At 49.4% G+C, this 21691-nt stretch carries 20 protein-coding genes; 7 read left to right on the top strand and 13 right to left on the bottom strand.

From position 1 onward, the window contains the following. The first annotated feature begins 12 nt into the window (after window positions 1-12). Window positions 13-2181, top strand: coding sequence for an L-histidine N(alpha)-methyltransferase (locus AC27N8_RS11835; RefSeq protein ID WP_487067175.1), 2169 nt, complete (start codon window positions 13-15; stop codon window positions 2179-2181). Here AC27N8_RS11835 and AC27N8_RS11830 read toward each other — a convergent pair. After that, complete coding sequence (locus AC27N8_RS11830) at window positions 2171-4342, bottom strand: sensor histidine kinase (RefSeq protein ID WP_487067173.1); 2172 nt, start codon at window positions 4340-4342, stop codon at window positions 2171-2173. The genes AC27N8_RS11835 and AC27N8_RS11830 overlap by 11 nt on opposite strands. 208 nt (window positions 4343-4550) lie before the next feature. Between AC27N8_RS11830 and AC27N8_RS11825 the strand changes: the two genes are divergently transcribed. The 3 genes from AC27N8_RS11825 to AC27N8_RS11815 all read left to right on the top strand — a co-directional run bounded on the left by AC27N8_RS11825 (window position 4551) and on the right by AC27N8_RS11815 (window position 7669). Continuing rightward, window positions 4551-5279, top strand: coding sequence for an MBL fold metallo-hydrolase (locus tag AC27N8_RS11825; protein WP_487067171.1), 729 nt, complete (start codon window positions 4551-4553; stop codon window positions 5277-5279). Then, complete coding sequence (locus AC27N8_RS11820; protein ID WP_487067169.1) at window positions 5269-5838, top strand: TetR/AcrR family transcriptional regulator; 570 nt, start codon at window positions 5269-5271, stop codon at window positions 5836-5838. Before AC27N8_RS11825 ends, AC27N8_RS11820 begins: the two co-directional genes overlap by 11 nt. 346 nt (window positions 5839-6184) lie before the next feature. Beyond that, window positions 6185-7669: an IS4 family transposase gene (locus AC27N8_RS11815; protein WP_487064900.1), complete on the top strand. Its 1485-nt coding sequence runs from the start codon at window positions 6185-6187 to the stop codon at window positions 7667-7669. 505 nt (window positions 7670-8174) lie between these two features. On the opposite strand, the gene AC27N8_RS11810 is transcribed toward AC27N8_RS11815, so the two are convergent. After that, window positions 8175-8354, bottom strand: coding sequence for a hypothetical protein (locus AC27N8_RS11810; protein WP_487067168.1), 180 nt, complete (start codon window positions 8352-8354; stop codon window positions 8175-8177). Window positions 8355-8611: 257 nt separating this feature from the next. Between AC27N8_RS11810 and uvsE the strand changes: the two genes are divergently transcribed. Beyond that, entirely contained in the window at window positions 8612-9487 is an 876-nt protein-coding gene (gene uvsE, locus AC27N8_RS11805; protein WP_487067166.1) for a UV DNA damage repair endonuclease UvsE, read from the top strand. 25 nt (window positions 9488-9512) lie between these two features. Here uvsE and AC27N8_RS11800 read toward each other — a convergent pair whose 3' ends face one another. After that, complete coding sequence (locus AC27N8_RS11800) at window positions 9513-10229, bottom strand: cupredoxin domain-containing protein (protein ID WP_487067164.1); 717 nt, start codon at window positions 10227-10229, stop codon at window positions 9513-9515. Between the two features lie 229 nt (window positions 10230-10458). Here AC27N8_RS11800 and AC27N8_RS11795 point away from each other — a divergent pair, with 229 nt between their 5' ends. After that, window positions 10459-10689, top strand: a complete 231-nt coding sequence (locus AC27N8_RS11795; RefSeq protein ID WP_487067162.1) for a hypothetical protein — start codon at window positions 10459-10461, stop codon at window positions 10687-10689. Between the two features lie 58 nt (window positions 10690-10747). Here the strand turns inward: AC27N8_RS11795 and AC27N8_RS11790 are convergent, their stop codons facing one another. Beyond that, the gene (locus AC27N8_RS11790) at window positions 10748-11179 is read right to left on the bottom strand and encodes a nitroreductase family deazaflavin-dependent oxidoreductase (protein ID WP_487067160.1); all 432 of its coding nucleotides are present in this window, start codon (window positions 11177-11179) and stop codon (window positions 10748-10750) included. 150 nt (window positions 11180-11329) lie between these two features. On the opposite strand from AC27N8_RS11790, the gene AC27N8_RS11785 reads away from it, so the two are divergent. After that, window positions 11330-12190: a helix-turn-helix transcriptional regulator gene (locus tag AC27N8_RS11785; protein WP_487067158.1), complete on the top strand. Its 861-nt coding sequence runs from the start codon at window positions 11330-11332 to the stop codon at window positions 12188-12190. Window positions 12191-12610: 420 nt separating this feature from the next. Here AC27N8_RS11785 and AC27N8_RS11780 read toward each other — a convergent pair whose 3' ends face one another. The 9 genes from AC27N8_RS11780 to AC27N8_RS11740 all read right to left on the bottom strand — a co-directional run bounded on the left by AC27N8_RS11780 (window position 12611) and on the right by AC27N8_RS11740 (window position 21610). Next, the gene (locus AC27N8_RS11780) at window positions 12611-14557 is read right to left on the bottom strand and encodes an FtsX-like permease family protein (protein ID WP_487067156.1); all 1947 of its coding nucleotides are present in this window, start codon (window positions 14555-14557) and stop codon (window positions 12611-12613) included. Beyond that, window positions 14535-15296, bottom strand: a complete 762-nt coding sequence (locus AC27N8_RS11775) for an ABC transporter ATP-binding protein (RefSeq protein WP_487067154.1) — start codon at window positions 15294-15296, stop codon at window positions 14535-14537. The genes AC27N8_RS11780 and AC27N8_RS11775 overlap by 23 nt, the downstream gene beginning before the upstream one ends. Before the next feature lie 121 nt (window positions 15297-15417). Then, window positions 15418-16185 (bottom strand): DUF4386 family protein, encoded by a 768-nt coding sequence (locus AC27N8_RS11770; protein WP_487067152.1) that lies wholly within the window; start codon window positions 16183-16185, stop codon window positions 15418-15420. A 16-nt stretch (window positions 16186-16201) separates the two neighbouring features. Next, entirely contained in the window at window positions 16202-16693 is a 492-nt protein-coding gene (locus tag AC27N8_RS11765) for a flavodoxin family protein (protein ID WP_487067150.1), read from the bottom strand. A 265-nt stretch (window positions 16694-16958) separates the two neighbouring features. Further along, entirely contained in the window at window positions 16959-17975 is a 1017-nt protein-coding gene (locus tag AC27N8_RS11760) for a zinc-binding alcohol dehydrogenase family protein (protein WP_487067148.1), read from the bottom strand. A 67-nt stretch (window positions 17976-18042) separates the two neighbouring features. Continuing rightward, window positions 18043-18366 (bottom strand): L-rhamnose mutarotase, encoded by a 324-nt coding sequence (locus AC27N8_RS11755; protein WP_487067146.1) that lies wholly within the window; start codon window positions 18364-18366, stop codon window positions 18043-18045. A 56-nt stretch (window positions 18367-18422) separates the two neighbouring features. Beyond that, entirely contained in the window at window positions 18423-19103 is a 681-nt protein-coding gene (locus tag AC27N8_RS11750) for an IclR family transcriptional regulator (RefSeq protein WP_487067144.1), read from the bottom strand. Window positions 19104-19309: 206 nt separating this feature from the next. Continuing rightward, complete coding sequence (locus AC27N8_RS11745) at window positions 19310-19963, bottom strand: NAD(P)-dependent oxidoreductase (protein ID WP_487067142.1); 654 nt, start codon at window positions 19961-19963, stop codon at window positions 19310-19312. Between the two features lie 153 nt (window positions 19964-20116). Further along, complete coding sequence (locus AC27N8_RS11740; protein WP_487067140.1) at window positions 20117-21610, bottom strand: aromatic amino acid lyase; 1494 nt, start codon at window positions 21608-21610, stop codon at window positions 20117-20119. Window positions 21611-21691: the final 81 nt, after the last annotated feature.

Here is a 21691-nt window from a genome sequence, read left to right as displayed (position 1 = left end):
ATGGAGAACGCGATGAAAGTTGATATTGCAATTATCACTATTCGTGAAGATGAATTCACAGCGGTGCGCGAGCGTTTTCAAACGAAGCGCCATAAGATGTCTGGTGGGCGCAGCTATCTAATTGGTGAGGTTACGGCCTACAATCAGAATGTGTATACGATTGCGATCACGCGTGCGATTGAGCAGGGAAATAACGCGTCACAGAGATTGACGCATTATATCATCGAGGATCTTGATCCCCAACTTATCTTGCTGGTGGGGATCGCCGGTGGAGTTCCTCATAACGAGTTTACATTAGGCGATGTGGTTGTCTCCACGCACATTGTGAATCCAAATATTGATGCCAGAAATGTCGATGGTACGACCGATTATATGGTGGGAGGAGGCTCGCTCCAACCGCTTGTAGAACATATCATCAGCCTCCTGCCGGGCGATCCACAATTACACAATTGGAATCAGCCCCCTTCGTTTCTGCTTGAGCGTCCCGAGGTCGATCTGCAACAACCTGCGCTGCACGAAAATAAGGAGTGGCATCAGCGTGTGCAGGATTCGCTCACCAAACACTTTGGGCAGGAGTCGAGTCGGCAGCGGCTACCTCTTTTCAAGATGGGACCAATTATCTCAAGCAATCATCTCTTGAAAGATCCGTTTGTGTTGGTGGACTTACTCAGGACACATCGTGCGATCCTGGCAGTCGAGATGGAAGCGGCTGGCGTCTACGAAGCGGCCCGCCGGCCTGATCGCTCTTATCCCGTGCTGGTGATACGCGGGATTAGCGATATCGTGGGATTGCCACGCGACGAACAATGGACAGCCTTTGCATGTCAAACAGCCGCTGCGTTCGCGGCGACGCTCATCCGAGCCGCGCTCATCGATCCTCGTGAAGCCTCAGAGCCAATCGAATCCGTTACAGAACCAACGCATACTAGTAATCTTGCGCAAGAGCAGGCAAAGAAAGATCAAAGCTTGATGGAGATAGAACATTTTCAAATGGAGCCCAAGATTACGAAGCCACGCTCAAATCTCAGCAAGATCGAAAATGCAATTAATAAAGTGGGAACTAACTGGACATTATGTTTTATCGGCGAAGATCAAACGAAAAAGCTTGCGACTCTCACACAAGACCTTAGAGGCAAGCCATCTAAGACAGGTGATGGTAAACAGATTGCCTCTGGCTTCTCCTATTGGGGTATCAGCCCCACCGTTGCCTGGGCGCTTGCCTGTAATGATCCATTCTACCTTGTCATGAGAGAAAGCATCGAGTCATTCAAAGCTCAATGGTCAGAGATATTCATGGCCCTCAACAACCAAAAGTATCACTATGTAAGCCTGGGAGTTGGCACAGGTCATAAAGACCGCGATGTACTCACTGACTTGTACCAAATTTATCCCGACCTCTACTACTTTCCAGTGGATATAAGTCCGGAGATGCTCAGGATCGGTATCCAGGAGGCTGTCAAAGGGATTGCCATGGAGCGGCGGAAGATTCTCTCGATCCAGCTCGATTTTTCCATCAAGACAAACGTTGAAGCCTATCGCAACCTGCTCAATCAGATAGTAGATAACGAACCGATCGTGTTCTCTTTACTCGGCAATACACTCGCAAATTTTGAAAAAGATGAGACGCTCTTAAAGACACTTGCACTCTTACTCAGGCCACAAGATCGCTTACTGATCGAGGTCGCCTACACCGAGGTCTTGGACGATGAAGCAGCCCAGGAAGCAGCTGAAGAGTACTCAAAGAGTCGACCTTTCCGCGAATTTGTGACCAGTGCGTTACGCCAAAACACGGATCTACGTATCAGAAGTAAAGATGTCTCGTTTGTAGGGAGCATAGAGTCAAATAGGAATCTATGCGTCAAAGCCCTCTATCAAAATAAAACGGATGAGACGATTGAGATCACGCTGCCTGACCGCACCACAGTGGACTTCCCGCCCGAAGATACCATCCGTCTCTACCTCTCGCGCAAATACACCAACAATGGTATCAAAAGTCTGATTGATGCATGTGGACTCACATTATTAAAGCGGAAACGCTCCATCTTCGATCCCACTCAGAGCCATTTCGACTTTGGAATAGAACTCATGCTCCTGACAGCAACAAAAGTCAGAGCCGAGCCTCGTAGCAAAGGGAAAAACGAGCACGGGCTCAGCACGCGAGGTGTCCTGGCTAAACATTAGCAGACACCTCTTCTGTAGGGATAGGTAGGGTAAACCAGAAGGCCGAACCGACGCCAATCTGACTATCCACACCAACCTGGCCTCCATGATGGGCAATGATAGTACGGCAAATATGCAATCCCAAACCTAGTCCCACGCCTGAGCCACTCTTCACCTCCACACCGGGTACGCGATAAAATCGCTCCCAGAGGTGCTGCTGCTGCGTCTCGGATAATCCCGGGCCTTGATCGATCACGGCAATGCGTATATTGGACTCCCAGCGCTGGACCTGCACGCTCACAGGGGCTTCAGCCTCGGAATATTTAAGGGCATTAGTAAGATAGTTGATAAGGACTTGTGCGATACGATCAGCGTCTATGTCAAGCAGGAGACTCTGATCTGCGGCAAGCTCGAGATCAATGATGCGACGATGAGCGACGCGCCTTTGCTCTTCGACAGCCTTACGCACAACAGCAAATAGATCGGTGGGAGCCAGGCGAATCTCTAGCTTGTCGGTCTGGATACGTGTAATGTCGATGAGGTCGCCAACAAGGCGATTTTGAAAATCGATCTGTTGTTCGGCACGCTCCAGCATAACCTGGATATCATTAAATTTTTGCAAGAGCTGCCCCGGCTCTGGAGATTGTTCCTGGAGAGCGCGACGGATCGAGCGTTTAGCCAGTTGGACGTTCCCTTTGATCGAAGTTAAGGGAGTTTTTAATTCATGGCTGGCAATCCCCAGGAAAGTATCCATGCGTTGGCGTGACACAACCTGTTCTGTCACATTGATGGCATGGCCCAGAATACCTTCAACCACACCTTCAACCGAGTAGAAAGCTTGATACACAAAATTCAGATAGACAGTCTCAAGTTGTCCACCTCGATCCAATTGCATCTGGACCTCGTTCCCAATAAAGGGCTCTCCCGTCTGATACACTCTATCGAGTAGCTCATACAAACCCTGGCCTTCCAACTCGGGAAGAGCCTCACGGATTGGTTTGCCCAGTAAATCTCGATTACCGACCGTCTGCTGATAAAGCGGATTGGCGAGTTCAAAGGTATGCTCTGGACCACGTAAGATACAGATAACCGCAGGCGCCTGTTGCAAAAGTTCATGCAGGTGATGCCAGGCCCTTTCGGCATCGGCACGTGCCTTCTGCTCGCGCAATAAGAGTAGATTACGTTCTTCTTCAGCCTGTTTGCGCTGCGTGATGTCCTCGGTCAAAGTGATAATGTGCAATGGCTGACCTTGAGTATCATGTCCTAATGAAACACTATTATGGACCCAGACGATTGCGCCATTTTTCTTGCAATAACGCTTTTCAATCACAAATCCAGGAATAGAACCTTTGATCATCTCCTGTATCAACTGCATTTTTCGCTCTCGGTCCTCAGGATAAGTAATCGCAAAAAAATCAGTCTGGAAAAGTTCTTCCGCTGCATAGCCAGTAATCACGCTATAGGCATGATTGACCTGCAAATAGTGTCCATGCAGATCGGTTAGAGCCATACCAACACGAGCATTCGCAAAAGCCGTCCGAAAAAGCTCCTCACTTTGACGCATCAGATCTTCGGCCCAACTTCTCTCAACGCCTAGAGCGATACTGCGCACAATCGAACCTATGACCTGCAAGATACTCTCAGTTAGTGGATGACGTGCAAAAAGCGCTATCACTCCCACCAGTTGATCTTCCACTAGCAAAGGATAACCTGCAAAGGAGATCAGGCCTTCGCGTATAGCCCAATCGTGATCGGAGACGCGAGGATCATCAGAGACAGAATTCGTGAGATAGGGCCGACGCTCAGCAGCTATGAGTCCAATCATCGTCGCTCCCAGGGGGATACGCGCATGTGAGCCATTCAAGTGGGTATACATACCGGAGCTCGCTTGCAGTTCCAACATCTCATCGTCAGCATTAAACGTCCAGATGCGGGCAAAAGCCGCCCCAACATGATCCACCAGAGCCTGGGTACATTGACGCAAACGATCACGTAGCGTACCTCTCTGGACCAAAGCAACACTTATATCTCCATTGAGAGCTATTAATCTCTGGCTCTCCTCTAAAATGCTCTCCAAGGGTCGGGAATCCACTTGTAAACCTTCCGACGCGACTGCGTGTATATGCACTTGATCTAATTCATTCATCGACGATGATATATAGAGCCGCTCAGCATTATTCATCGAAATCTTCCCCCTGGCTCAACTACACTCCTACAAGAAACAGAGAAAAACGCAGGAAGTAAGAGCAAATCATAGTCCTTCTACTCTATCATAAATTATCTATCTACACAAAAAATTCCACTATCTTGACAAACTAATACCATTAGTTTATAATGAAATAGTCTTAGCAAACAAACAAACCAGATTCATATAAGGAGAGCAAACAGCCATGAAAGTAAAAGCATCGCAGAATAATCTTTTCCATTTAGTCCATATTGGAGTAATGAACTGCTATCTCGTTCGTGAGGATGACGGTTTCACGTTGATCGATACAACCATTGGAGGTCAGGCACAAGCGATCATACAGCAGGCTCAACAGTTAGGGGCACCAATTGCACGTATCGTTTTGACACATGCTCATAGCGATCACGTTGGCTCCATGGATGCTTTACATGCAGCGTTACCCGACGTGCCCGTGATAATAAGTGAGCGAGATGCACGCTTTCTATCGGGAGACAAGAGCCTGGACCCATCCGAACCACAAGTGCCGCTACGCGGAGGATATCCCATCTGCCAGACAAAGCCCACACTCTTACTACACGCAGGAGACCGCATCGGCTCGCTCGAAGTGATAGCCACTCCCGGACACACTCCAGGTCACCTGGCCTTTCTCGACACGCGTGATCGCTCAGTGATCGTCGGCGATGCTTTTCAAACCCTCGGAGGCGTAGCTGTTGCAGGCACATTGAAACCACTCTTTCCGCTCCCGGCCCTGGCTACCTGGCACAAAGGATTAGCACTGCAAAGTGCGCGTGCACTCTTAGCGCTACAACCATCCATCCTGGCTGTCGGGCATGGTCCCATGCTCAGCCAACCGCAGCAGGCCATGGAACAAGCCATCCAGGTCATGGAGAAATCGCTCAAAAAAGAGGAGGCAAAAACACAGCATGACGCGTAGAATAGGACTGGATCAAGCCACGGTTATTGAGGCGGCTACAGCATTGATCGATGAGGAAGGAATCGCCCAGCTCTCCCTGGGACATCTCGCCGAGCGCCTGGGAGTACGCACCCCATCCTTATACAATCACATCGCGGGACTGCCTGGCCTAAAACGTGATCTAGCACTCTACTGTCTACGAGACCTGCTCGATCGTATCACGCGAGCAGCGGTCGGCAAAGCACGCACAGAAGCCATCTTTGCCTTCGTCAACGCCTATCGAGACTACGCCCGAGAAAATCCTGGACGCTACTCGCTCACACTTGCAGCTCCCGACCCTCAGGATCAGGAGCTGCAAGCGGTCGCACAACGATTGATAGAAGTTATCCAATCCGTACTCGCTCCCTATAAGCTCAGCCACGAAGACTCGATCCATGCCATCCGTAGCCTGCGCAGCATCGTGCACGGCTTCATTGCAATCGAGACAGCCGGCGGCTTCGGCATACCGATAGATCATGATGCCAGCCTGCAATGGATGATCAACGTCTTTATCGCTGGCCTGCAAGAAAATTCTCTTTAAAAGAACAAGTGACCAAACGTGATGCTGGATTTTGTGCCCAATACATCTCAAACAGCGAGAGTATCCCCCGAAGAGATCAAGCAACCCAACGTAGCGCCGTGGTCTTGTGCCCGGCGACCAGTTCACGCACGGAAATGTTCCCCATCATATTCCAGAGATACCAGTGCGCATGTTCAGCATTGTATGACGAAAACGAACGAATCGTACGTCACGAGTCCGCCGGGCACAAGACCACAATACTTCTCAGTTAGGCAAAGAAAAATATCCTAGAGAGATAGAAAAAGAAGTTCTTTTCTGGCACACTCTTTTTATACCGATATTCCAGTCGCCAGAAAGGAACTTCTTCATGTATAGTTTACGCCATATTGAGGCTCAAGACAAATTGAGTGACCAGCTCAACGGACATCTGTTGCTGTCCTTCTTCCCGCAAGAGATCCTCGATACGTGCTTTGCATCTTTGCTCCCAGCCAAGCAACGCCGCACACGCGTCTTTACTCGAACCCTGTTCTTCCTTCAACTGCTCATGAACGGGCTCTGCCCCGACGAGTCTCAGCACCGGGTGTGGCATGCACTGGCCCATCCCTTTGCCTTGCTGCATCCATCAGAGATCTTCCCATCCCTCTCGACGGGAACGATCAGCTATCAACGGGAACGCTTTGATGCGGACATCCTCCATCGCGTCATGATCGCGTGCTGTCGCCCGCGAGCCCATTGCAGCCGTCACCCCGCCTCCTTTTATCGAGGGCATCGTCTGGTAGCTCTTGATGGGACCAAGTTCAATGTGCCTGATACGGCGGCCAACGTCGAAGCGTTTGGGCGTTCCTCCAACCAGCATGGTGAGGGTCCCTATCCCCAAATTCAAGCGGTGGCACTCATAGAATGTGGAAGTCGTTGCGTGCTTGATGTGGTTCTGGGAACGCACGCGCAGGCCGAGATCCATGCCTTGCCCAAGCTCTTTCCCCACGTGAGATCCGACATGCTCATTCTGGGGGATTGTGGCTTTTTCAGCAGTTGGTTTTTTGAACACGTGCAGGATACGCTCAACGCCCAGGTGATATGTGCACTGAGCAGCACCGTGGGACGTCGCGTCGAGAAACGTCTCAGCGATGGAAGTTATCTGACCACCGTCACCCCCAATCGTCGTGCGAGCAACCATCAGGGGACACGCCCCGTTACGATCCGTGTGATCGAGTATGTGATGACAGATGCCAGATTTGGCACGCCCGGACGATGCTATCGACTGGCAACGACGCTGCTGGATGAACAGGTTTACCCTGCCAGTGAACTCATCGAGATCTACCGTGAACGCTGGGAAGTGGAGACGATGTTGAAAGAAATCAAATCGTCCTTGCGAGAGCAGATCAACGTGCTGCGCTCACGAACGCCTGAGGGGGTAAAGCAAGAGGTGTACGCCCTTTTCCTGGCTCACTATGCGGTGAGCGCGGTGAAATGGGAGGCAGCCGCTCAGCGACAGGTCGATGCGGATCAGATCAGCTTTACGCAGACCAAGCATGCACTCAAAGAAGCAATCAGAGAGAGTCTTCTGGCTGATCCCTCGTGTCAAAGCTGGCTGCTGGACCGCCTCATCCGACACGTGTCCATGCTCACGCTCTTGCCCGCACAGCGTGTCCGCATGAACCGACGGGAGCTCAAGCTGTATTACCAGAAATGGCATCGAAAAAAGCGGGACGTCCCTCCCTATGCGACCTTTGCTCCAGGAGAAAGCTTCCTCGATTTTGTGAAGATCTGGGAGCGACCAGAGGGGGTGGATCCACGTGAACAGGAGTGGAAGAGCAAAAAGCCCTCCCCACCCCAGGAGGTCATCGCATGAGATCCGTTTTCTGACCATCACAATGGTGAACAACAGAAGAAAAGAAACATGTTTAACTGAGAAGTATTGGGCACAAGACCACGGCGCTACGTTGGTAAGCATTTACGCCTAGTTCAAAGATTATTTCTCACATTTCGGAGGGAAAGGGAATATGCCCACACGAATTATATTCACATGCACTCTCTACCTTCTTCTGTCCCTGCTTCAATAAAGCGGTCAGGGGATTATTCAGCATATAGGTTCGCTGGGCATTCAAGTCTTTTTCATTCCGAATAATATGATCATAAAAATCTCTCTGCCATAAAGATCCAGGGTAGTCGGCATCTATTGCTTTCATATGTCGTAGCTGCGCGTTAGAGCAGTAGGATTTGTATCCATTGATGACATCAATAATGCTTTTGGTGTTTGTGCCTCTCCCATGATGCCAGATGATCCCATGAAGATGGTCGGGCATGATCACAATGAGATCTGGAGTAATACTGGCAAAATGTCGAGGCAGATGTCTCTACTCTTCTTTGAGGATATCATTCATAACTGCCAGGCTAAAAGGACGTTCCTGGCGATCATGAGCACATATTGTCACGGCATAGGCTCCCGCTGTTTGGTAGTCGTAATTGGCAAGATGCATACGTTTGCGGGGCTGATAGAGGATTGTACGGCTTGTTTTCTGCACGTGTGATAGCAAAATCATATACTCCTTTGATTACTAAACATATTTTCTATATACATACATACCCATGCTGAGCTCGAAACCGGAAAAAACATATATGCAATTTTGAGGAGCATACTTTTTGAGGCAGAAGGGGGGTGTCCTATTTACCTAGACGTCAGAGACATGTATGTAAGAATTGACACACAATCTGTTTCTCAAGCGTCTCTCTTTTCATGATAAAGAATGTGTATCCGGACGAATGCCTTTATATTTGTTGGAGGAGGATGTGTATGCGCCTTGGCTATGCCTGTATCAATATCACAATCGAGAGAACATTTCGTACTTTACGTCTCGCCACCTTAAAGACACAAGGGATGCCATATTTACAATTACTGGTCCATGAGAACATGAGCTTACTCTCCGAAATCCTGCGTTGGAATCGTGAGCATGACATCATGATGTATCGTCTCTCCTCAGAGTTAGTTCCCTTTGGCTCTCATGACTCGGTTAACCTATATGATCTCGACTTTTCACCCTATCGCGACCTGCCACAGTTAGCGCAAGGCATGCGCCTCTCGACCCATCCAGGACAATTCACCTTACCATCGGCCAAAGGTGACGTCTGGGAGAGGAGCGTGAAGGATCTACATTATCATTCTTCTCTGATGAATATCCTGGGTATCGATGGCGATATCGTCATCCATGGCGGCGGCGTGTATGGAGACCGCTCCGCAACCGCAGAGCGGATCACACACAACCTGCTTTCGCTTCCCCTCGAGATTCGTCACCGCCTACGCCTGGAGAACGACGAACGCTCCTGGTCGGTGGCTGATCTGCTCCCAATCTGTGAAGAGACAGGCATACCATTAATCGTCGATGCCCTGCATCACCAGTTACTTGGAAGCGTTCCACTGGTACAACTGCCATGGTCACGCATCCTGACCACCTGGAACGGACGCTTACCAAAGCTCCACTACTCCGAACAGAATCCAGCCAAACGACCGGGAGCCCATAGCGACTACATCGACGCTCCTACCTTTCGTCAGTTCACACGAGATCTTCCCTTGCCTGATTATGATGTCATGCTCGAGTGCAAAGCGAAAGAACTGGCCTTGTTGAAGCTGCGTGCGGATCTGGCAGTTCTCTCAACACCCACATCCATATAAACCAACGCCGAGAACAGAAAGCTGATCAGTCAGAAGAATCGCTGGGCTCATCCGCGCTGATAGTAATATTCATATGTGGCGTTGTTTCGCTCGTAAGTTGATATGTTCCCACCGACTCAAAGGTGACACTTACCGTCTGGCCTGGTTGCACGACCAATCCATTAGCGAGCTGAGCGGGATCGCTGTTCCCTTTTTGGCAATGCTGGTCTTTTCCCACACAGAGGATCTGCTTGACCCCATCGGCAGGATTGCGAAAATAGATGGTGTCTCCAGCAGTGATGTCAACAGTAGAGGTGCGAATGAAGCCGCTACGGGTCATGCCGATATTGGGATTGATAAAGGACGACCAGAATAAACCCACACCGACGCCAAACAAGATGGGTAGGATAAGTAGTAACTGGCCTAATTTATTGCGCGGCCAGCCCCCTAACACTTTCAGCAATATAAAGCAGACGACAAAACCCGCACCGACAAGCACTCCTATACCTAAACCACCATAAGGGAAATCTCGCTGGAAAAAGATAGGCAGAGGATGAGATTGGATTGTATGGATCACACCCAAGAAGATGGATGACACAATGCAAAAGATAAGTATCACGCCGAAGGCGAAGAGACACGCAAGGCAACCTTTTCGCCTCTGAGGCCTCACTGGAGAAAACTGGCTATTTGGAGGATAGAAGTTAGTTTGAGAGTAGGGATTCTGGAAGTTTGTCTGGTTATACGGATCGTTCGAGTTCAACATCCTTTTGCTCTTTCTCGCTCACGCGGGACGCCTCATGCTTTGATTGCTCGTCTTCCTATGCTACTCCGCTTCTCGCAAAGCTATATGAAGCCCCATAAGCAAAGGAGATTTATAAGAGAACTCTCTACGAGAAGCTCTTCATCAGCGCCATTGTAGCACAATTTTTGCCAGTGATCCACGCACTATGGGATTTCCTCAGATCATTCGCAGTGAAAGGTTCAAGCAAGGCATGTTTCGGACTGATCAGTACAATCCCATACATTGCAGTTGGTCGACAACTCCTTTGCTCAAGGCACAAATGCTCGCCGACGTAGCCCGGCAACCTCATGACGTACGTAACGTTCGCTTCTGTCACTCTATGCTGCAAAGCAACAAGGAACGTTTTCGTGCGAGAAATGTCCGCCGGGTACGTCGTGATCAAGCAAATTACAAGACCACGGCACTACGCTGGCTGACTTGACCTCTTCAGCGGAGACATATAGCTATCTGAAAAGGATTAGTCAGAACCGGTCATACATTCAGAAGGTTCGTCGCTCCAATATGATGGTGGGAATCTGACGTGTTGTCTTTGCCTGGTATTCGGCAAATTGCGGAGCAATTTGCACCTGTGCCGCATACAATTGATCACGGAGTTCACCGGTAGCCACGGTAGCCGTGACCTCAAACGTCTCAGTTCCCACCTCAAGGGTTGCCTGCGGATGTGCCATCAGATTGTGATACCAATCAGGATGGGCTGGTGAGCCTCCTTTACTGGCAAAGATCACAAAACGATCCCCGTAGGGAAGATACAATAAAGGATTCGTACGACGTTGACCACTCTTAGCTCCAATGGTCGTCAATAAAAGTACGTAGGTGCCCTTAAGTAGTTCATCATCGGGCTTGCCTCCTGTAGCGCGAAAATTCTCGATGACACTACGGTTCCAACTATTCATATCATTATCTTCTGCCATGTTACTTACCTTTTTTGAGCTTCTCTACTATCTTATCCTTTTCCAAAAGGCACATATATTATGTGTGATAGAATTATGCAACGAGAGTACGACTAGAACCAGGAGCTAACATACTCTAGCATAAAAACTAATAGGATAAGGGAAACGACAATGATTGAGCAAGAGCGACGAGCAGAACTAAGTCAATTTTTGCGGACACGTCGTGAGCGCATCTCCCCCAGTGAGGTTGGATTGCCAATGGGAAAGCGTCGCCGTACGCCAGGACTACGTCGCGAAGAACTGGCCGTGGCCGCAGGCGTGGGGACGACGTGGTATACCTGGCTCGAACAAGGACGAGACATTACAGTCTCGGTTCCAGTACTGGAAAGCCTGGCTCGTGTTTTACAGCTCGACGCAGACGAGCAAGCTCATCTCTTTATTCTGGCGCGAGAGCAGCTACCTGCTACGCCCTTTCCTGCGGAGGCCACAGTTGATCCTGCACTCCAGCTCATTCTTGATACGATGGGAGTCTATCCTGCCTATGTACTCTGTCCGCGTTGGGATATCATTGCCTGGAATCAGGCAGCCGTTCAGGTATATACTGATTTCAACGCGATGTCTCCCCGAGAACGCAATTTCCTCTGGTTTCTCTTTACAGATCAGCAACAACGCACGCAACTGCTTGATTGGGAGGGAGAAGCCCAACACGCGCTGGCTCTCTTTCGTGCCAGTACACAGCGCTATATTGGAGAAGAGTGGCTGACACAAATCGTCATGGATCTCAAGCAGATAAGTCCTGAGTTCCGCGAGTGGTGGCCGCGCCATGATGTACAAGAAGTATATAAGAGACAAAAACAGCTTTATCATCCTCGCGTTGGGCTGCTACTCATGCAAACAACCACCTTCCAACTGCCAGATCATCCCGGTCTACGCGTGCTGGTGGACACGCCACTCTCAGGGACCGATACCCTGACTAAATTGACCGCTCTTGCAAAATCGGGATCAGAACTGAAAGCGCTTCAAGCCATATAGAAACACTATTACTCTACTTCATCACCACTCGGGCTCTGACCAATATGAGAACAAGCTTAGCAGCTAAAAAAAATAGGTGGTGCATTTAAAGTGCAAAAGACGAGAGACTATCAGGCAACAAGTCTCTCGTCCTATCTTAAGCATTCACGCGCATCATATGTTCAAGTTGATACAGGTACTAAGATCGTACGATCAGGAGGTAGATCAATTGGACCAAGAAAAAAAACTCCGATGACCAGAACCGTCCGGTGTCCCGGCGGGGATTTTGTTGTACACCACACCCATGGCAAATGCGCTACTCAGAAAGTACGCCGCATAGGCCCTCTTACTGCGCCGAACATTGTAACTAGCCAATTGGAAGAACGTCATTAGTATTCACTCCTAAAATCTTATCTAAATGCATATGTCCCTCTTTCCAGATCAGGAATTCAAATTGACAGCGTACTGGAGTTGACGCAGATATTGCCCGCGCACCAGGACACAATAGATTAGTTGGATCAGGAAGAAGCATCCGATGACAACGACACCTAACCAGATTGATGATGTGCCGAGATCTCTTGTGTTTTGTAGTGCATAGATGGCAAATAGTGTATGCAGGATTGCCATGATAAAGGGAACAAAAAACAGAAAGGCTATCTGAATCGTGATACTTGACCTCATCTCTTTCAGGGTAAGGCCCACTTTTATCAGGGAGCGATAACGCCGTTTGTTCTCTGCCAGACTGCTATAGAGCTTGAAGTACAGAAAGCTACTTGAGGCAATCAAGAAGATGACTGCCACGAACAAGCCAACAAACATTAAGACATTGAATGCTTGATACGTTCCGAAGTAGTCAACGGCATGCGACTCCAGATAGAAGTAGCTATTCGGGGAGGATACATTATATTTTTGATAGATCAAACGCGCCTGATCTTGTAACGTCAGGGATAATTTCATAGTATCTTGCCAATCAGGACTGGCGTAGCCAATATAGAGGTTTTGTTGTACGCCTACCGTATACCTCTGATAATCTTGATCAGGCACGATCAGGGCATAGCTGATACCTACACCACTGTTGAACACTTGCTGGAGATGATTATTTATCACATGCACCTGCTGATGTGACTTATTCAGCAAAGTAATTGTGCTACGGTCGGCAAAGAGATGATTGTCTGACTGCAAGTCACTCACTTCGACGGCCTCGCCGGGCCTGACAGCAATTGGTGCTACCTGAGCAGCCGCAGCGAGACGATTATACGCGCTCACAGACATGAAGGTGGGATCATTGGATGGATGACCAGCTACCGAAAGCCTTGTATAGAGTCCCTGAGCAACCGTGTATCTGATATGCTGATTGTGCAAACTTTTAGTCATCAATGTTTCGATGGAGGAGACGGCTGCATTATTGGTATTATATGGTACAAACATGATGGAAAAAGCGAAGGGGAAAGTAGGGTGGCCAATTGTTTCTTCGAACAGCGCTAACATCGAAGTCGAGATAAAGCTGACGCTCAAAATCATTGAAATGACAAAGAACAAGCGAGCATTATCTTTCATACTATATGCCAACTCAGAGAGCCAGAGCATGCGCGTTCCACGCCAGTAAAAAGCACGCCTCTTTTTGAGGCTGCGGATGATCATAACGCTCAGCTGACTGTACAGAAAATAGGTCCCAATCGTGACCAGCACGATAATAAGCAGTAGAACACCAATCGACCTCCCCCCATCATTAATTTCAGGCCTAATCGCAATTGTGTACCCTCCCATCAAACATACAGCCGATAGTAGGGCCAGCAAGATAGATACTTTCGGCTCCTTCTTTGGTCTGACAACTCCTTTCAACAGGGTAAGTACCGTATTTTTGCGAATGAAGAGCGCAGTGGTCAATGACACGACGAAAAAAAGTAAGGCGAAAACTTCACTCGTGACAATCAATGCCTGTTCAGGAATATAAAAATTGAGTGGTCCTGTATAGAACAAAGCGGATCCAAGCAACAAAAAGAACTTCGATCCGATCAAGCCCATAATAATCGCAGCGCCAATCGCAGCGAGGCCAAGCAACATATTTTCCAGAAAAACCATCGACACCAATTGCCGATTAGTTATGCCTAGAATGGTGAGGATACCAAACTCTCTCGTGCGTCCCTTCAGAAACGAGCCCATTGAGTATAAGATGGAAAAAAAAGCAAAACCAAAGATCATATATTCCCCAACGGTCAAGCCATTTATCACCACAGCGCTGACCTCCCCTTGCTGCAATCTGGGATGATTAGCCAGCGTCGCGTAGAGAAAAAACATCAAAATGGCAAATGCACTACTCAAAAAGTAGGCCATGTATGTACGTGTGTTGCGCCGTACGTTGTAACTAGCGAACTGGAAGAACGTCATTGGTATTCCCTCCTAACAGTCCAAGCACATCAACAATCTGCTGATAAAAAGTGCTGCGATTGTTGCCACGACGAATCTCGTTATAGAAGCGACCGTCTTTGATGAAGATCACGCGCTGACAATAGCTGGCCGCCTGAGCATCATGGGTTACCAGCATCATCGTCGTTCCCAGATTTCGATTAATGGTCTCCATCATCTCCATCACATCGCGAGCCGCCTTCGAGTCCAGATTCCCTGTCGGCTCATCGGCCAGCAACAGGGAGGGATTATGGATAATCGAGCGACCAATGGCGGTTCGCTGTGCCTGTCCACCCGATATCTCGTAGGTGCGCTTGTTGAGCAAAGCTTCAATCCCAAGCTGCTGTGCTATAACTCGCAGTTTTTCATCCATCTCTTTAAGTGGGCGCTTATCGAGGGTCAGAGGCAAAATGATATTTTCAGCGACGGTCAGAGTATCGAGCAGATTATAATCCTGGAACACAAAGCCCAGCTCGCGACGCCGGAACAGAGCCAGTTGATTTTTCGAGAGCGTATAGGGATTCTTCCCGTTAATGGTGATCGTGCCAGAGGTTGGTATATCAATCGTGGAGACCATATTGAGCAGGGTTGTCTTGCCGCTACCAGAGGGACCCATCACACCCACAAACTCTCCCGGCGCAACCATCAGGTTAATATCCGAGAGCGCTTGATAAGCGATCTTGCCACTATAAATCTTATCTAAGTGTGTAATCTGAAGCATGGTTCTTATGACTCCTTTTCAGAATTTTTTGTTATTCAATGCTGCAAGGATACCAGCAAAAGGAGTCATAATACTATCGATCTAACTTACATCTAGCTTACATGTTTGTAAGGTTTTCTTCTCAACTCAGCGACGAAGTCTTGATAGAAGGGCCATCTTGCCTGACCGCAAAAAGCCGTTGAGCAACGAGGACCAACCATATCTCCAGAGGCACAAGAGAACCAAGTGCGAAAATGAGACCAACCGTTCCGGCAGTCGGAGGAAGTAGAGACATCACGCCCAGCAGCATGCCGATTAAAGCGGTCGCCTTATTGAAGAACTTACTACGTAGCATCACGATTGCAATAATCAGCAGACAGACACCCTCGAGAACATAACTTATGTCAAAAGCAGTTCCCTGATAAGTTGTAAGTGCAGCCTGTCCAGCAGCTAACAAGAGAGATCTCTGTGCATCTGTGGTAGCAGTGGCATATTGATTGCTCAGGGAAAGCATATCAAAAACCGCGCCAGAAGCAAAGTATGTTGTAATTCCAACCAGTCCAGCGACTAAAGCGAGTACCATCAGTGTCTGGCTGCTCCGCCTGAGCAGAATGTAGAGGGCCAGAATGACTATACCAAGCAGCATCTGATCAAAGAGCAACAAGAGATCCATATCAAGGAGAGCAATGAGTCGATTGCTCTGAAAGAGCGTAAACCAGTTACTCACAGTGGTTGGTGGCGGGCTCATTATAAACACAATTATCTGAATGGGTATGCAGACAACCATGATCAAAGCCGCGACCGCCCCTATTCTATAGAGAGGCTTCCAGGAAACCTCTGTCTTTTCCAGGTCAGACACCTCTATCACATTCCGATCCGCTGATAGGGATTGCATGCTGGATATTTTCATAATATTACTCCTTCATCTATACTGATGAATGTCCAACCAGATGCTCCACCTGTGTCTCGTATTGATGACGAACACCCAGAGCCCAATGGGCAGCGCGCTCCATTTCTGCATCCATTAAGGGACCTTCCTTCTTCATACCCTGTACAAAAAAGCTCTCAGGAGCAACCAGAGGCTCAACACCCATCACGCGCAGTTGCTTATCAAGACACGGTGCGGCAGAACGTTTCCATAAGAATCCATGGACACGTGTGTCAAAGCAAACCACCGGGAGATGTCCGAGTCGTTGCGTGATGATATTTCCCACAAAGGCCTGAATAGCCGGAGTCGGTCTTAATCCCTGTGTAGGACTTCCCAAAAAGAGCAGATCCACTCCCTGCAGTGAAACTGGATGTGCAGGATCTACACGGACAGCCTGCGCTTCTCCAAAGATACTCAAAGTCTCCGCAATGATCTGTGCAATCCGCTCAGTATTTCCATACTGTGAATCATAGACGACCAACGTCTTCATCGACATTCTCCTTTCAAGTTAAATCCCATTCGTATGTTTCATCAAGCATCTATTACACCATTTAGATGGTAACCGGCACATCTCTCTTACCCATCACAAAGCAACTACATATCCTCTCAATAACCACACACCACGGCGACAGATTTGTTTGAAGCCAGTCGGGGGGCAATTCTCGTTAGACGATGCCGTAAAGAAGAACACGCAAGTATCCCTGAAGATACTTGCGTGTCCTAGCGCTTGTTGAATAATCTGAAGAGAAGGAAGATTAGAAAGCAATCACAGCTTTAATAATGCCACTGTCACGATCAAACCAGTCTGGAAAGGCATCAACAACTGTCTCAGCAGTAGCACGATGAGTAATCCAGGGCTCAAGCTTGATCTGTCCGGCTTCGAGATAGTTGATGATACTGCGAAAGTCTGCGCTCGTCGCGTTGCGACTGCTCAAGAGGGTCATTTCGTGGCTATGAAAGTAGGGATCATGAAACGAGAGGTCTCCTTGAAAGAGTCCGACGAAGGTCAGGCGTCCGCCGTAGGCAACATATTGGAAAGCGCTTTTCATAGAGTGCGGATTCCCTGTCGCATCAAAGACTGCGGTCGGGAGATCATCACCGACCAGCGCTTGCAAGGCTGCTAAGGGCTCCTGATTACCATTGATGCAGGTTACTTCTGGCCACTGGCTCTGACAAAATTTGAGCCGGCTCTCGCTAATGTCGATGACAAATACTTGAGCACCAGCCAGGAGCGCAAACTGCGTGACAGCCAATCCAATTGGTCCTGCACCGACCACCAGTATCCGTTCACCAGGAGCAATCTGTGTGCGTGCGACAGCATGAGATCCTATCGCGAGCGGCTCAACCAGCGCCAGTTGCTCATACAAAAGTTTCTCGGCTGGATGCAGATAGGCTGCCGGTATAATAGCAGACTCGCGCATCCCCCCATCGATATGGACGCCAAAAACCTGGATATTCAGGCAACAGTTGGGTTTGCCGCGACGACAGGGAGGGCATTTCCCGCAGTGAAGATAGGGTTCAACGGCACAGCGTGCACCCACAGCCAGATGTTGTACCTGATCACCGACCGCAAGCACTTCCACCCCAAGCTCATGACCAAGGATGCGTGGGTAGGTAAAGAAAGGCTGCTCCCCTTGAAAGGCATGTAAATCGGTTCCACAGACTCCCACCTGTCGCACGCGAATCAGAGCTTCATCAGGTCCAGGAGTGGGCGGCTCCTCTCGCTGGATCAGACGCAACTGCCCTGGTGCATCTAAGATAATTGCTTTCATACAAATAATCTTTCCAATTAAAGCATCCTATAGAAACAAAGCCATAAGCATAGTAGAAGCATCTAACTCAATCGGTATGAAAAACTTCCCGCAAGCTTGTCCACCAGCTGCCATCTGCCTGAGTCTCATACGGCTCCTGCATAGGATCGGTATGCGTCCACCATTCCTGAGTTTTAGGATCAGCCGCCATCTTCTGCATATCGGCAGCATAATCATCGCCAACATACTCAAAGTACGCAAAGAGCAAATTCCCGTGCCGAAAAATGGAATAGTTTCGCATGTTGCAAGCATGGATGGTCTCCAATACTTCGGGCCAGACGCGCTCGTGGATGCGCTCATAATCTTCAATGCGATCTGATTTCACTTTGACGATCTGACTATAACGACGCATAGATAGGCTCCTCTTTGATCATATCTCGTCATTAACAAATATACCAATATCTCTTATTATAACAGCAACGCCCCTAACTTATGTGAGATCTGGCGCGTGTGCTCGACGATGAGTTGACCAAAGTGAGTTAGTTGCTCATCGGAGATACGATAACTGGGGCCAATGACATTAATGGCCCCAACAATACTATTATTCCGATCGAAGATAGGAGCGGCGACCGAAGAGACATCAGGTTCGACCGTATGCCGACTGATGACATACCCTTCCAGAGGGATCTTTCCAAGCATCGCCATACCAATCGCAGTCTCGGCAATCGGCACCGTCCGCCCTACCCAGGTCGCAGCCTGGACCGTATGCCGACTGGAGACCTGATCCACATACAGGACATTTCCTTCTCCGCCTGGAATACCGAGATGAGCGCTCTCTCCTGTCTCCTCGGCCAGCACGCGCAAGTGAGGTCTGGCCACATCGTAGAGAGACATATCACGCAGTGCGCCTAGCCCCAACTGAATAATCTGCGGCCCAAGGCGATACAACCGATCGGCGTCGCGACGCACAAATTGATAACGTTCCAAAACCTTTAACAGGCGAGCGGTGGTTGAGGGAGCAAGATCGGTCAAACGTGCAAGCTCGGTGAGGGATAAGCCATCGCTACGACTCTGAAAACAAATCAGTAAGTTCAGCACTCTCTCAACAGGCCCAACGGCAACATGCGCTTCCTCAAGAGATTCACTCAAAATAGACTCCTCACCATTGGGGGATTTACTAGCAGTAGCATAAAAAATAGCGTGCAAAAACAATGTTTAAAAGCTCAGTATTGACAGCTCACCAAATATAGCACAAGCACATTTGAGCGTCAAGATAAAACATAGTAGCCGTCGTATTATACTCAGGCATGTCGCAATCAAGCGAATTGATTGCGACAGAAGCCGATGAGCCTGTATTATTTTTCGAGCGAGACAGCAGTGAAACGTTGGCGCTCAAATTGAGGATGCTCAATCTCATCAACGAGTGCCACAGCGTAATCCTGGGTGGAGATGTAGCTCTCTCCTTGATCATTCTTCAGCAACTGATCTTTGCCGAGACGATATTTGCCGGTACGCCGTCCGGATTGAATCGTCGCCGATGGGCTGAAAAAGGTCCATTTGACGTCTGAGTCGCGCAACAGTTGTAATTGTTCCGCTTGCGCACGTGGAATAGCAATCCACTCATCGGGGATCACGCCAGTATCCACCAGTTGTTGGCCCGACTCGACGGTCAGGCTGCCTGCTCCACCTACGACAATTAAGCGCTTGTCGCCACCTGCCTGCTTGACACCATCGATGATCGCCTGGGTCGAGGTCAGAAAGAAGCTACGTGTATCCTTATCATTATTTTTCGCGCTGGTTGCATTGACCACCACATCACAATCAGCGATAGCTTGCGCGATACTGTATGCATCGAAAATATTTACTTGAGCCAGTGACAAAAGTGTATGCTCATGGGGAAAACTATCAGTATTGCGCACAAGCGCCTTTACCTCATAATCACGAGCTAACGACTCCCGCATAATCTGCTGGCCAATCATCCCAGTAGCACCGAATAAGGCAATTTTCATTATCAAATCTCCTTTGAGGCTATTTACGATACCGAACAACAATACTCAAATCCTTACACGTCCCAACGGATCAATAAGTACCATCATTCATGTACACAAAAACCCACCAGTCCCGATGAGCATTGTATGTCAATCCCTCATAAAGATATCACATTATGCGCTAAACAGCGGCTGCAAAAAACTGCGTTGCAGTGCGGTACAGAGCGCGCGAAGATCTGTCTGCGGTGCATTGTTCGCCTTGAGAAATGAGATATGGTTGCGAATAAGAGCATAGAGTGCCTGCGAGCCAACGCCCAATCTATCCTGGCGCTGGCGCAGATCAATCGCCTGCGCGGCACAAACCAGTTCGATGGTCGCCAATTGCAGCACCAGATCCGTCTGCTCATCGAGACGTCGAGCCCCAAGCGGAGACATCACGATACGATCCTCCACCGACTCTGCAATGCTGGAGGTCGGCAGCTCCAGCGAGACGGGCATCGCCAGCAGACGCGCCTCCGCAGCCAAAGCGGCCGCCCCATGCCCAAAGAGAGCCAAGCCATCCTCAGGCAGATCGGCACGCTCGCGCAGGCCGGTCGGCAAGCCAGTATGCTGAGTAGCCAACAACTTCTGGACCCGTTCGCACGAAAGCGTCAACGCCTGAGCCAATCCCAGTCGAGCATAATCCAGAGCGGTTGCCAGATTAGAAGAGTCGAAATTGCCCACCGAGAGGAAACGCCGATCCACAGTCAACAAAGGATTATCAGAAGCAGCCGCCAATTCAGCTTCGACGATCCGGACAGCCTGTCCATAAGCTTCCCAGGCAGTCGCATGCGTTTGAGGTGCCACCCGCACTGAGAGAGGATCTTGTAGGAGGCGAGGCGCTTCACGCCGCTCCAACAGAGCACCACCCCGCAACATACTACGCAGATGTCGCACGCTCTGCTCCAGGGTGGATGAGGGATGCGCTGCATAGACGGCTGGATCAATAGAGCCTGGATTGCTGAGAAAGGCTTCCATCGACAGAGCGGTTGCAGCTTCCAATGCATAAAGCACGTGGCGCATCTGATCCAGAGCCAGAGCCGCCCAACCGATAGCCAGCGAGTTCGCTCCGATCAAAGCCAGCGCCTCGCGTTCCTCCAGAACCAGGCCCCTCTTGATAAGAAACTCCGCAATTTCTGCCAGCGGAGCCAGATCAGCCTGACCCAGAGAGCCAATCGCCGACACAACAGGCAACTCATTTTTATTCAGCAGATCCAGCAGCGCCTCAATGACGGTAGGGCGCACGCCAGAGCCACCTAAAGAGAGCCCCTGAGCACGACAGAGAATGGTTGCCCGCACAATCTCAGACGTCAGTGGCGCTCCCGCTGAGACGCGATGACTAAGGATAAGCTTCCGATTAAAGTTACCCACATCATCACGTTTAACATTAACACTTTTGAGAGCACCCACTCCAGTCGTAAGCCCATAGACCGGCGTACCAGTCTGGCTTGCTTCCAGAACCGCGGTGCGAGCCAGCGTGAGACGTCGAGCACAAGCCTGGTCCAGGACCACAGGGCAGCCACCTACGGCGACAGAGATTACATCGTCGATGGTCAAGGCTTGACCTGTCAGACGTAAAGGCCACTGCTTGTCTGGCGGATTAGCCCACAAAGGTATCGCTGATGTCATGCAAACTTCTTATCTAGAGGCTAAGAAAAATAAATAATTATGGCAATATAAACCGCCAGAGAATCTAATACTGCCGAACGC

Source organism: Dictyobacter sp. Z7_2 (assembly GCF_057551105.1).
The sequence above is the reverse complement of the archived record's forward strand: the minus strand, read 5'-3'. Positions and strand labels throughout refer to the sequence as shown.